The sequence below is a fragment of the Oleiphilus sp. HI0086 genome (assembly GCF_001635225.1).
Genome location: NZ_LWFZ01000723.1, coordinates 1 through 14,803, shown reverse-complemented (window position 1 = coordinate 14,803; position 14,803 = coordinate 1). Strand labels below are relative to the sequence as shown.

General features: G+C 46.0%; 5 protein-coding genes. All 5 read right to left on the bottom strand.

Features of this window, described 5'->3' with window-relative positions; translation table 11 throughout:
* The coding region (locus A3756_RS11865) for an immunoglobulin-like domain-containing protein (RefSeq protein WP_156490429.1) at window positions 1–3,572 on the bottom strand (3,572 nt) is incomplete at its 3' end.
* 440 nt (window positions 3,573–4,012) lie between these two features.
* A complete protein-coding gene (locus A3756_RS11860) occupies window positions 4,013–4,639 on the bottom strand; it encodes a hypothetical protein (protein WP_068553556.1) in 627 nt (208 codons plus the stop codon).
* Window positions 4,640–5,287: 648 nt separating this feature from the next.
* On the bottom strand, window positions 5,288–5,515 hold the full coding sequence (locus A3756_RS11855; RefSeq protein ID WP_068552633.1) for a hypothetical protein: 228 nt from the start codon (window positions 5,513–5,515) through the stop codon (window positions 5,288–5,290).
* A 28-nt stretch (window positions 5,516–5,543) separates the two neighbouring features.
* Window positions 5,544–13,262 (bottom strand): immunoglobulin-like domain-containing protein, encoded by a 7,719-nt coding sequence (locus A3756_RS26670; protein ID WP_068553555.1) that lies wholly within the window; start codon window positions 13,260–13,262, stop codon window positions 5,544–5,546.
* Between the two features lie 108 nt (window positions 13,263–13,370).
* Window positions 13,371–13,808 (bottom strand): hypothetical protein, encoded by a 438-nt coding sequence (locus A3756_RS11845; protein WP_156490428.1) that lies wholly within the window; start codon window positions 13,806–13,808, stop codon window positions 13,371–13,373.
* Between the last annotated feature and the right edge of the window lie 995 nt (window positions 13,809–14,803).

The window sequence follows — 14,803 nt, the reverse complement described above, 5'->3', positions numbered from 1 at the left end:
AGCTCATGGTTAAGTGGGCTGCTACCTAGTAGAGTGATGCTAGGTGCGCCAGTATCTTGAACGTTAATTGTTCGGGTAACGGTAGTAGCAGAGTTGCCTGAGGAATCGTTCACGTTGTAGCTCAGTACATAACTGCCGATTACGGTTGCATTGACTGTACCGCTGACACCGATGTTTGAAGATACATCTCCATCGACATTATCTAGCGCTGTCGCACCCGGGTCGGTGAAGATTGTATTCACCTCATGATTAATGGGGTTGGTTCCGATCAGCGTAATAACAGGGCCGCTCGCATCAGCAACATTAACTGTTCGTGTGACGGGGATTGCAGCGTTGCCAGCCGCATCACTCACGTTATACACAAGGGTGTAGCTACCAATTGTACCGGTATCAACAGTGCCACTCTGAATAATGCTTGCTGAAATATCGCCATCAATATTGTCCGACGCACTCGCACCCGCATCATTGTAGACACTACCTAGAGCGATATTAATGCTGCTGTCACCATTAAGCGTAATGACTGGGGCAGTAAAGTCGTTCACATTTACTGTACGTGTTTGCTGTACGGCAGGGTTGCCGTTGGAGTCACTGACATCGTAGGTGATCACGTAGGTACCTGTAACACTGGAATCTACGGTAGCACCACCGACGATGATGTTAGTTGAGATATCACCATCCAGCGCATCGCTTGCAGTCGCGCCAGCATCGGTATAGGGGGTATTTAGTTCATGGTTAAGTGGGCTGCTACCTAGTAGAGTGATGCTAGGTGCGCCAGTATCTTGAACGTTAATTGTTCGGGTAACGGTAGTAGCAGAGTTGCCTGAGGAATCGTTCACGTTGTAGCTCAGTACATAACTGCCGATTACGGTTGCATTGACTGTACCGCTGACACCGATGTTTGCAGAAATATCGCCGTCAGTATTATCTGTGGCTGTGGCACCAGGGTCAGTGTAAATTGTATTCACTTCATGATTAATTGGGTTATTGCCAACTAAGGTGATTACCGGTGGTGTTACATCATCTACCGTCACAAACCTTACCATGGGGTTTGCAGCATTTCCTGATGAATCAGTGACATTGTAGATAACTGTGTAAGTTCCTTGAGTATTTCCATCGACGGTATCACCGCTAACAACAATATTTGAGCTAATATCGCCATCTATATTGTCTAATGCTGTAGCGCCCGCATCGACGTAGGCTGTGCCAAGCTGGTGATTGGTGTTTGTATCGCCAATTAAAGTAATTACTGGGGCTGTTGAGTCATCTATGTTGACTGTACGGGTTACGGTTGGAGCAGGGTTGCCCGATGAATCTGAGACATCGTAAGTTATAAGGTAGCTGCCGATTAAGTTAGGGTCTACCGTGTCGCCACCGACAACAATGCTTCCGGAAAGGTCACCATCTACCGCATCCGTAGCTGTTGCGCCAGGGTCAGTGTAAGGCGAGCCTTGTGCGTGAGTGAGAGGGTTATCTCCGAGTAGGGTGATCATAGGGCTACCGGAATCGGCAACGATAACATCTCGGAAAATGCTTGTTGCAACGTTACCCGATGCATCGCTTACATCGTAAGAAAGAGTGTAGGTTCCCTCGACTGAAGTATTTACCGTACCTGTTACGACAATCGAACTTGATAAGTCTTCACCAGGAACATCAATTGCGGTAGCGCCTGGGTCATTAAATGGGGTGTTAATTTCTTGATTATATGGAGCAGCTCCTAATAAGGTAATGATTGGCGCGGTGGTGTCGACGACGTTAACTGTACGCGATACAACAATAGCTGAATTACCAGCAGTGTCAGAAACATTGTAGTTTATGATGTAGCTGCCAACGCTTCCGCTGATTACGCTACCTGAACTTACTATGCTTGCACTAATATCTCCGTCAACATTGTCGACGGCGCTGGCACCTTCATCTGAGAAGCTATCGCCTCTTTCTAGTGTAACAACTGCGTCGCCGATAAGTGTTATTACTGGTGCAGTCGTATCTTGAACGATCACCTCGCGCGTTACGGTCGTGGCTACATTGCCAGCTTCATCGGTAACATCGTAAGCAAGTGTGTAAGTGCCGGCAGTGTCAGAATCGACGTTTCCACTGATCATAATGTTGGCGCTGATATCTCCATCACGGTTATCGATAGCGGTAGCGCCTTCTTCATTATAAGTCGAAAGCTGTTCAACATAAGTAGGGTCGTCACCAATAAGAGTGATCACTGGTGCAGTAGTATCTTCTTCGATGACGTATACAGTTCGGATAACTGTTGTCGCGTTGTTGCCTTGGCTGTCGACAACATCGTATTCAATTTGAATGCCGGAGTTATTAGGGGTGGAAGTATCAATAATAGAGGGAGTATCAAGGACGTTTGGTCTAGTGATAACATCGACACTAATGTCACCGTCCTCTGGGTCTATCGCAACGAAGCCAGGCTCTGCATAGGTATCGCCGACCAAGAGGGTGACATCAGTTGAACCAGGTGACGTTTCACTAAGTGTAATAACCGGCTTAAGGTCAACACCTGACTCGTTTGCTTGAAGCTGAATCGGGGAGCCAGCAACAAAATTGGTAAACTGGAAGCAACCATCCACATCGGTGCTTGTGGTTATATCCGATTGTGCTGTTTGGCTGAGAAGTAGGTCTGCTTCGATTGCTACACCATTCTTTTCGATACAGCCTGTGATACCGAAAGGTATGACACCTGTTTCAATCGCGTAAATTAGGCCTGTTGTTTGGTCAGCGTGCCAAATTAGTTCCCCGTCCCAGCTTAAGCCCTTGGGGTTTGAGCCTGGTGTTTCAAAAAAACCGACCACGCTACCGTCAGTGGGGTCAACCCGAAATATCTTTTGTTCTTGTTGGTCTGCTACCCACAAGTCGCGACCATCCCAGGTAATACCGAAAGGACGAGCATTGGTGACAGAAGGGTTAGACTGATAAGAAGGTAGTGTTGAAGGGCCGGGTAATGATAGAAGTAGCGCGCCATCTTCAGGGCGAACCTTATTAATAGTGTTAGTTTGCCAGTCAACTATCCAGAAGCTATGTCCGTCATAAGTCATGTCGGTTGGTGATGGAAACTCGAGCTCTGATAGTGCATTTTCGGATTCGAGGTTATCTCCATCAACAGGGTCGATTTTTATAATGTTGTCTGTAATAGGGCTGGCATTCCAAAGATAATTCTCGGCAAAGGTTAAACCGCCACCGCCACAGTATTGACCGGCCGGTGTTGCACCGCAAGTAGGGATGGGGTTTCCGTCACTGTTAATTGGCGGATTATCTGTGTCTGTAAGGGGAAGGTTTAAATCACTATCACCGGCAGAAAATTGAAGCGCTCCTTCTTCGTCATAGACATCTTCTGGATAGACCCTGTAGATTCTGTCGGTGCCAAAATCGACGACCCAAAGGTAGCCGTCATGCATGGTGACGCCGTGGGGGGTGGAAGGGGTGCGACCATCACCACTGATGTTGTTAATGCTTAGTGTCGTTAGAATATTGCCAGGGTCACCCGGGGCCGAATAGGAAACTCCCGAGAACAATGAGATAAATAGAGAGGCAAAGGCGACCGCTAGCTTTAGCTTGTACATATTTATTATCCATAACGAATGAGGTATGAAAGTTCTTGGTCGCCTTACTGTTCCATGGCCTGAATTTCAAGTAAGGCTTCCAAGGCGGCGAATATAACGGCAATACTTACCTGAGTCTAATGAATGAGCGAAGCTGCTTAACAAACAGCGATATTTTTTTTCAAAAATTGAAATGGAGCACGCTTGTCGGGTGAAATGGTTCTTTTTTTGGGTTTGGGTGTTTTTGTTTTGCTGTGGCGTGGCTTTATAAGTTGTTGAAACTAAAAATGAATAATATTTATGTTTCTAGTGTTTGTGGTTTTTGTGTGTGGTCTGGCTTCTTATTTCTGTATGCCTGTAAGGTGAGTCGTTAATTGAGGGGCTGCTTGTTAACTGCTTTTAGAGTATAAAAAACCTGCTTATCGCAGGTTTTTAAAAGGAATTATGAATCTTTAATTAGCTCAGAGTTGTTCGATAATTCTGTCCCAGGCGTTGTCAAATGATGCTGCCTGATAGTCTGCAAACCAAGCCTTGTCGACAATGCCGTTGCCATCGCTATCTTCAAGCATTTGTGTTCGGTTTCCATTGATATCGTAATCATATTGGGCTACAAAATCCCAAACACGATCGCCATCGAGGTCTTTTTTGTATTCGGTCCGCTTGTTCAAATTATTATATTGATATGACTCGATATATTCTGGTGTGCCGTCCTGGTTATCATCACGCTCGTAGCGGTTTGGGCGATTGTTACTGTCGTAGCTGAAGCGGCTTATAGAAGTTTGAGTGTTTTCCTGGTTGGATCGAATGTTATGCTGGCTTAGGATATTGCCGTTTAAGTCATAGTTATAGCTGATTGAAGAGTTTGCTTCGCCGTCATTATCACTATCCTCAGATTGAGATCTAAGCCTGTTTCCGGAGTATGTATATGAGACGCTTGAAGCAAGTTCGCTATTGCGACTGACTGTATACAGAATAACATTGCCCTCGGTGTCATATTGATATTCTGCCAAAATATCTATTGTGCCATCATTCCCCAAATCAGTTTCGAGTTTTGACAGTAGAGAGTCTTGGTAAGTGTAGGATTGCAATATATCGAGTTCGTCTTCAGGTCTATCTATTTCTTTGCTCAGGATATTACCGTCATCATCATAGCTGATTGTTTCAACTGTATTTGACGCGCTATCAGATGTTTGCGTTAAACGGTTTTGACTGTCATAGCTGTAGTGAATGGTTTTGTCGACAGTTCCATCGTTATTGAAGTCTGTTTCCTGGCTTGTTAGAAGCCGCTCTTGGCTGTATGAATACTGAACGAGGGTTTTATCTAAGTTACCTTCATTCGATAAAACTGCAGAGTTAAGGTTTGATTCGATACTGATATCGAGGTTTTCATAAAGATGTTGGGCTGCTTGAGTGAAGGTTCTGTGGCTTTCGATATTGAGTTGCGATAGAACGCCTTTAAAATCGACTTGCTCGGTAAACTGGGAGGCCTTTACATAGAAATTGATTGTTGAAAGCTCTAATTCTGTGTGAGCGTTTCCAAGGTCTATGCCGTTCTCAGGCTCGCCGTCCTGGTCGAGTGCCTGAAGGAGTGTCGCTATGTTGATGACGCGGTCAAAGCTGGATATGTCGGTGCTTTGCAGACTTGTAATGATACTTTTTTCACTGTTTAGCGGGGCGGAACCGGATAGATCAAAAGGCGTGATAAGTTCCTGTGCTTCTGATGTACCTAGATAGATTCAACCAATAGAGAATTTAACCTGTTCGCCATCGCTATAAGAAAACTCACCACGCTCATTCGTCATGCCTGACTGTGTTTCTGTTTCATAATATAGGCCTGATACCGGGCTATCAATAAAACTGCCTGTTCTGATATCCGCTGGTTCAGTGCTCGATTGCTTGCTACCGCCATCACAGGCACTTAATAATATTGGTAGACAAGCAGCGTAAATAAATCGATTCAACATAGTTTCACCTTAAGCTTTAATTTCCATTCTATTGCGGCGTTAGAGTAAACGAGTCGATTCGTTTATCGGTTGGATCGACAAGTATATTGAATCGCAAGGTGTTAGCGCCCGATACTAGCGTGACAGGCAAAGCAGCTGAATCCAAATAGAGAGCGTTATCACCAGTCGCAGAAAGAGCGATGCTACCAGCGGCGCTACCGTTCACAAGGATATCGAAAGAAGAGCTATCATTTGATGAAGCGTATCGGATTGTTAGGTTGTAAGGGATGGCGAACGCCTGAATATCCGAGAACTCAATGTAATCTCCATCCTGTGCCAAGCTTATATTGATATAACCTGAGCCGGTAAAGCCTGAGCCATAACTTTCTACATCTGGCCCACCACCGATTGTGCCCGTTTCGGCCTCGACAAATATTGCAGCAGGGGTGACAACATTAATGGTTCTTTGCACGGTTATTGCGGCATTTCCAGCAGCGTCGACAAGGTCATAGCTCAAGACGTAGGTGCCATCGGTATTAATATCGACAAAGCCGCCTGTTGTAATGTTGAGGCTAATATCTCCGTCAAGGTTGTCTGATCCTATCGTACCAGGGTCAGTGAATAACTGGCCATTAACATGATCAATGGTTGAGTCACCTACAAGGGTGATTACAGGAGCGATGCCGTCCGTTACGTTTACTGTTCGAGTAACTGTAGCCGCGGCATTACCGGCAGCGTCACTAACATTGTAACTTAATACATAACTTCCAATCGTGTCGATATCGACAGAGCCTGTCCTTGCTATGTTGCCGGAAATGTCTCCATCAGCGCTGTCTAGAGCCGTTGCGCCGGCATCATTATAAGCAGTACCTTGAACGTGGTTGGTCGGGTCGGAGCCAGTAAGTGTAATCACTGGAATCGTTGTATCCTGAACAGTGATTGTGCGACTAAGCTGTAGAGCAGCATTACCGGCAGTATCACTGACGTCGTATCTTATTGTGTATATGCCTGCAATATTTGCATCGACGGTATCACCGCTTATGACGATGCTGGAAGTTAGGTTGCCATCCACGTTGTCGTTGGCTGTTGCACCAGCGTCGGTATAGCTCGTTCCTTGTTCAACTGTTTCAGCTGCATTGCCTGTTAGCGTAATGACTGGAATAGTTGTATCGGCAATGATGACTGTTCTAGTAACGGTCGTTGCAGCATTCCCCGCGGCATCATTGACGTCATAGCTGAGCACGTAGGTTCCGGGAGTATTAACATCAACAGCTCCACTAAGTACGATATTGGTGGTGACATCACCGTCAAGGTTATCGTCAGCTGTTGCGCCTGCATCTGTGTAAGAGGTGCTCTGTTCATGATTGACAATCGTGTTGCCCAGAAGAGTGATTGTTGGTGCGATGCCGTCTGTTACATTCACTGTGCGTGAGACTGTTGTTGCAGCGTTACCCGCAGCATCACTTACGTCATAAGAAATTAGGTAAGTGCCAATTATATTGGTATCTACATCGCCTGTTCGCGTGATACTGGCAGTAATGTCGCCATCAGCACTGTCAGAGGCTGTTGCACCGGCATCGGTATAAGGTGTGAGCTGAACATGATTAAGCGGGCTGGAGCCCAGTAGGGTAATCAGTGGTGCAGTACTGTCTTCGACTGTGACGGTTCGTGTTACTTGTACAGCATTATTGCCCGCAGTGTCACTGACATCATAGCGAGTGGTGTAAATCCCAGCTGTATTAATATCAACCGTATCGCCGGATACGATGATGTTGCTGCTTAGGTTGCCATCGACATTGTCGCTTGCCGTCGCGCCTGCGTCGGTATAGCTGGTAGCTTGTTCAACGGTTTCGTTAGAATTACCGTTGATTGTAATGACTGGAACTGTTGTATCGGCGATAACAACGCTTCTATTAACTGTAGCAGCGGCATTACCAGCGGCATCATTCACATCATAGCTGAGTATGTAGGTGTCTGGCGCATTTACATCGACAGTTCCGCTAACAACGATGTTTGCAGAAATATCCCCGTCAAAATTATCGTTAGCGCTCGCTCCTGCATCGGTATAGCTTGTTCCTTGTTCATGATTTTCAATTGCATTTCCAAGTAAAGCTATTGTTGGCGCAATCGTATCGCCAACATTTACAGCCCTTGTTGCGGTGGTCGCGGCATTTCCTGCTGCATCTGTTACGTCATAACTGATGATATACGAGCCTTCAACATTAACATATACACTGCCCGTGACAACAATACTAGCGCTCATATCGCCATCGATAAGGTCGGAGGCAGTAGCGCCTGCATCTGTATAGGTGCTGCCTTGTTGATGGTTGACGACTGAACTGCCGATAATGGTAATAGCAGGGGCTGTCGTGTCGGCCACGATAACGGTTCTTGTAATTGATGTGGCTGCGTTACCGGCTGTATCGCTAACATTATAAGTAAGAATATAGGAGCCGGCAGTATTTGCATCAACGGAGCCCGTGACAAGGATATTTGCAGTTAAGTCTCCGTCAACGGTATCACTGGCGGATGCGCCTGCATCGGTATAGCTTGTTCCTTGCTCATGATTAGTTGGAGTACTTCCGCTTAAGGTCAATACCGGTAGCGTTGTATCAACAACTGTAATAGTACGTGTTAGTGTTGTTGCGTTATTTCCTGCGCTGTCGCTAACGTTGTAATTGAGAGTGTATGTGCCAGCGGCATTTGCATCGACAAAACCGGATACAGTGATGCTGGCGGTGATATCACCGTCAGTATTGTCTGTAGCACTGGCGCCAGGGTCGCTATAAGCAGTTCCTTGTTCATGGTTGATGCTTGCCGAGCCAAGTAATGTGATAACCGGTGCGGTAGTATCGGTGACGATTACTGTTCGCGTAAGCTGTACGGCATTGTTCCCAGCTGCATCACTTACGTCATAGCTAATTACATATGTTCCAGTCGCAAGAGGGTTGACTGTTCCGCTTGAAATAATACTGGAGCTCAGGTCGCCATCAATATTATCTGTCGCACTTGCGCCTGCATCGGTATAGCTTGAGCCAAGTTCAATATTTACGGTTGTGTTGCCAATTAGAGTTATCATTGGTGCAGTAAAGTCGCCGACATTAACTGTTCGGACTTGTTGTACGGCAGGGTTTCCACCAGAGTCTGTCACATCGTAAGTGACCGTGTATGTGCCTGCGACATTTTCATTCACGTTATTAATGGTGACAATTGCTGCGCTAAGCGTAGCGTCATCATCGACTACGTCTGATGCAGTCGCACCCGGGTCGGTGTAAATTGTATTTAGCTCATGATTAAGTGGGTTGGCACCAGACATGGTGATGGTTGGTGCGCCAGTATCGGCAACGTTTACAGTTCTATTAACCGTGGTTGCGGCATTGCCTGCTGCATCAGAAACGTTATATGACAAGATATAAGCGCCGACAGTGTTGGCATCTACTGAGCCGGTAACTCCAATATTTGCTGAAATATCACCATCAATATTATCTGAGGCGATAGCGCCTGGATCGAGGAATATGGTGCCTACTTCATGATTGAGCGGGTCTGTGCCGACTAAGCTGATTACCGGCGCAGTCATGTCACTAACAATAACAGTTCGCGAGACTTGCGTCGCAGCGTTGCCTGAGGCGTCACTAACGTTGTAAGTAAGGGTATAGCTTCCACTTACGCTGGTATTAACTGCACCACCAAGCACAATGTTGGAGCTTAAGTCACCATCAATGGCATCTGATGCCGTAGCACCCGCATCCGTGTATGTCGCGCCTTGCTCTACATTAACTGTAGCGCTGCCAAGTAGAGTAATCACGGGGCCGGTTCTATCGGCAACGATTACGTCTCTGGTAACCGTGGGTGCAGCATTGCTTTGTAGGTCGGTAACGTTGTAAGACAGGGTGTAGGTACCCGCGATATTCGCATCGACTGTCCCACTAACGATGATGGATGCACTTAAGTTACCATCCACAGCATCCGTAGCGGTAGCGCCAGCATCTGTGTAGGTGGTTTGTAGTTCATGCAGGGTAGGGTTGTCGCCATTTAGTGTTATGGTTGGTGCGCCAGTATCCACAACATTCACTGTTCGTGTAGTGGTTGCTGCAGCATTTCCTGATGAATCGGATACATTGTAGGTAAGCGTATACGTGCCTTGTGTATTGGCATCGACTGTTCCTGTGACGCCAATACTTAGACTGATATCTCCATCAATATTATCGCTAGCGCTAGCGCCAGGATCGACGAAGATTGTTCCTACTTCGTGATCTAAGGGGTTGGCTCCAGCAAGGGTGATAAGTGGGGCTGTTGTATCGCTTACGATTACAGTTCTACTCGCCTGAATAGCGGGGTTTCCAGCGGCATCGCTAACATTATAGTGAATGGTGTAGTTACCAGCGGTATTTGTATCAACTGCGCCAGTGGTAATGATATTTACGCTAATATCGCCATCTATGATGTCTGTTGCGGTCGCTCCGGCATCGCTATAAACCGTTCCTTGTTCAGCGTTAACGGTGCTGCCTCCAGTAATCGTTATTACTGGAGCTGTTCTATCAGCAACGATTACATCTCTGGTTACCGTTGTTGCAGCATTACTTTGGGAATCATTTGCATCATAGCTAAGTGTGTAAGTTCCGGCGATATCCGGATCGACTGACCCAGTCACTGTGATTGAAGCGCTTAGGTCGCCGTCTGCTGCATCTGAAGCGGTCGCACCAGCATCTGTGTATGGCGTCTGTAGTTCGTGTAGCACTGGATTGTCACCAATAAGTGCAATAGAGGGTACTCCAGTATCCACGACGTTTGCAGTTCGAACTACGGTTGCTGCTGCGTTACCAGATGAGTCAGAAACATTATAGGTAAGGGTGTATGCACCTTGCGTATTGGCATCAACAGTTCCGGTAACGCCAATTGCTGTACTGATATCTCCGTCAGTGTTGTCACTGGCTGTTGCGCCTGGGTCGACGAAGATTGTGCCGACTTCGTGATCCAGCGGGTTCGTTGAGTTAAGGGTGATTACCGGAATAGTTGTGTCACTGACAATAACGGTTCTGGTGAGTTGTGTTGCCGCGTTTCCAGTAGCGTCACTTACATTGTAATTGATGCTATACGTACCGGCAGTATTAACGTCAACAGTACCGCTTGTGACGATGTTTGCACTGATATCACCGTCAATTACATCACTAGCAGTTGCGCCAGCGTCTGTATATAAAGTGCCTTGCTCATGATTAACTGTAGTACTACCGGTAATAGTGATGAGTGGAGCGCTTCGGTCTGCAACGATAATGTCTCGTGTTACGGTTGTCGCAGCATTGCTTTGTGAATCAGTCACATCATAACTGAGTGTATAAGTTCCAGCGGTATTTGAGTCGACTGAGCCTGTGATGACAATACTAGATGAAAGGTCTCCGTCTGCGGCATCTATTGCAGTGGCACCAGGGTCGGTAGAGGTAGTTTGCAGCTCGTGTAAAATGGGGTTGTCGCCAAGTAGCGTGATGGCCGGCACTCCGGTATCGACAACATTAATTGTACGAACTACCGTCGTTGCAGCGTTTCCTGCCGAGTCGCTGACATTATAGGAAAGTGTATAAGCGCCAATTGTGTTTGGGTCAACCGAGCCAGATACGCCAATATCGGCACTAACATCGCCGTCTATAATATCGGATGCTGTTGCACCAGGGCCAACGAATATGGTGCCTACTTCATGATCCAAAGGGTTTGCGCTAAGTAAGCTTATTACCGGTGCTGTGCGGTCAGCAACGTCAACAACTCTGCTGATTGGTGCGCCTGCATTGCCCGCGGCATCGCTTACGTTATAAGTGATGATATATACACCGGCGGTATCACTATCTACTGTATCTCCGCCGACTACAATACTCGTAGTGATGTCTCTATCGGTATTGTCATTTGCGCTTGCGCCAGCATCTGTATAGGGGGTTCGTAATTCATGCAGAACTGTTGAGTCGCCAGACAAAATGAGAGTTGGAGGTGTTGTGTCGTTTACGTTTACTGTTCTTATTTCGGTAGGTGCAGCGTTGCCAACTGAGTCCGAAACATCGTATGTGACATTGCATGTGCCTGTTAGGTTCGGGTTGACGGTATCTCCAGCTACGGCAATGCTGCTGCTTAAGTCTCCGTCGATTGCATCTGATGCAGTAGCGCCTGGATCGGTGTAGGCATTTCCAAGCTCGTGATCAAGAGGGTTGCTTCCAAGAAGGGTGATCGTTGGCGCGCCGGTATCGGCAACGATTACGTCGCGAGATATTGTTGTCGCTATATTTCCTGCTGCATCGCTTAGGTCATAAGAAAGTGTGTAAGTACCAGCAATGCTTGAATCAACAGAACCGCTGACGACAATGGAGCTGCTTAAGTCTTCGCCTGGAACATCTGATGCAGTAGCGCCAGGGTCGGTGAACGGGGTGTTTAATTCTTGATTATACGGGCTGGCGCCTATTAGCGTAATAATCGGTGCAGTGGTATCGACAACATTAATTGTGCGAGAAACGACTACTGCTGCATTGCCTGATGAGTCTGACACGTCGTAGTTTAGGACATAGCTTCCAACCGTATCGTTCGTGACGCTTCCTGAGATAATGATATTAGCCGTAATATCACCATCAACATTATCGGTGGCTGTGGCTCCTTCTTCTATATAAGTGTCGCCTTTTTCCAGAGTGATACTCGAAGCTCCGCTTAGTGTAATGCTAGGGATAGTTGTGTCTTGGACGATTACATTACGAGTGACAGTCGTTGCGATGTTTCCAACGGCATCCGAAACGTCGTAGGGCAGGGTGTAAGTTCCAGCAGTGTTTGCATCAACGGTTCCGGAAATAGTAATGTTTGCGCTGATATCTCCATCACGATTATCGATTGCTGTTGCGCCGGGTTCTATATAGCTGGTCAGTTGTTCAACGTATGTCGGGTCGTCGCCAGTAAGAGTAATAACGGGAGCGATGATATCCTCTTCTAGAACGTAGACCATTCTAGATACCGTATCAGCGTTGTTACCTGCGCTATCAACGACATCATATTCAACTAGTATTCCCGTAGGGTTTGGTACGGATGTATCGATAATAGTGGGAGTATCGATAACGTTCGGCCTAGTAACGACCTCAGATGTCAAATCCAAGTCTTCTGTATCATAAGCGGAGTAGCCGGGCTCGGAATATTCGTCGCCAACAATAAGTGTGACGTCAGTTGAGCCCGCTGATGTTTCGGCAAGAGTAATGATAGGTTTTTCATCAACGCCAGCTTCACTGGCTTTTAGTTGGATTGGTGTGCCAGCGGTGAAGTCAGTGAACTGGAAGCAGCCATCAATATCAGTGCTAGTTGATTGGTCAGATAAAGCTGTTTGGCTAAGTAATATATCAGCATTGACTGCTACACCGTTCTTTTCAAAGCAGCCGGTAATGCCAAACGGGATAACCCCTGTTTCGATAGCGTAAATCGTAGCGGTGGTTTGGTCTGTGTGCCAAAGATATTCGCCGTTCCAACTTAATCCTTTAGGGTCAGCTCCTGGTGTGTCAAAGAAGTCAACAACGCTACCGTCGCTTGGGTCAATGCGGTAAACCTTGAGTTCTTCTTGGTCAGCTACCCATAAGTCTCTACCGTCCCAGGTAATACCAAAAGGGCGAGCATTAGTGACTGAGGGGTTAGATTGGTATGAAGGTAAAGAGGAGGGGCCTGGTAAAGACAAAAGAAGCGCACCATCTTCAGGGCGTACTTTATTGATAGTGTTAGTTTGCCAGTCTACGACCCAAAAGCTATGACCGTCGTATGTCATGTCGGTGGGTGATGGGAATGCCAGTGACGCGAGTGCATTCTCCGATTCGAGGTTATCACCATCTACCGGGTCTACTTTTATGATGTCGTCAGTTATAGGGCTGGCATTTCATAAATAGTTTTCAGCAAAAGTCAGACCGCCGCCGCCACAGTATTGGCCTGCAGGCGTTGCGCCACAAGTAGGGATGGGGTTGCCATCGCTATTTATTGGTGGGTTATCGGTGTCTGCAAGAGGAAGGTTTAAATCACTGTCGCCTGCAGAGAACAATAGTACGTCGTCACCTACGTCACTTGTGCCCATGTCATCATATATATCTTCAGGATATACCCGGTATATTCTATCGGTGCCAAAATCGACTACCCTAAGATAGCCATCATGCATGGTAATGCCTTGAGGGGATGTAGGTGTTCGACCATCACCGCTTACATTATTAATAGTCAGTGTTGTTAGGATATTACCTGCATCGCCGGGCGCAGCAGATAAAAACTGAGCGTAGAGAAGAACAATAAATGATAGGGAGGTAATACTCAGTTTTCTTATTGGCATCTGATTATCCATGGCTCTTTATGTTCAAAGACATTAAGTAATAAACGATCGGTGTTAGCTTGTTGCGCGGTCTGGCTTTTATGAAGCGACTTTATAGAAATGAATATTGAGGGGCTTGGTAGAGCAAAATTGTAAAATCATGAAAGAACTTTGAACTCTGTCTCATGAATCTGCCTGTTAGATGTAGCGCTAGCTAGGCTTGTCTCTTTAAAGAAATAAGTGCTTGTTTAAGTTATTGTTTACAAACTAAAAAATTGTAAAGTCATGAGCGTACAGTTGTTAGGTTTTATCATAGAAAAAGCCTATAAAAAACAGTGGCATATAAATGTGAATGTTACTAATGTTTATATTTTGAGAGGGGTGTGTAGGTTGAGTTTCTGTGATGTTGGTCGGTTTTGGATGGCTTGGTGGTAAATGGCGGCTATATATCGGTGGTTAGAAGGTGGGTTGATGTCGTATTGGTATAAAGAAGGGTTATAAAGAGAGGGGTTAAAAATGGGTGCAGCAGTGATTGCTGTCTTTGGCGTATTAATTTATAAAAAAGTTTGATAAAGGTGTTGACCTAAAGAATCAGCTCTATATAATGCGCACCTCCTTAAGACGAACCGCTTCGAAAGCAGCGGAGTTTAAAGGGGATAGAAGATAAATTAAGTGATTAAAATCAGTAATTTATCTTCGCTTGTTAAAGGTTTTGGTTTTCGGTTTTGAATTTAAATTTCTTCGAAAACAAATTAAAAAAATCGTTGACAAGCAAATGAGACGCTGTAGAATACGCGCCTCGCTTGAGGGATCTCAAGCAAGCTCTTTAAAAAATTAACCAAGCAATTCGTGTGGGCGCTGACTGAGATGATTTCACGATAAAGCACTCTGATCTAACTTGTTAGAGAGGATGTTGCTTAAGAAATTATCAAGTCAACGACCTGTACAATTTATTTGAACAGTAAGTAACTTGAGCAAGTATATGAAGCTTTTGCTTCGACTAGATTGAACTGAAG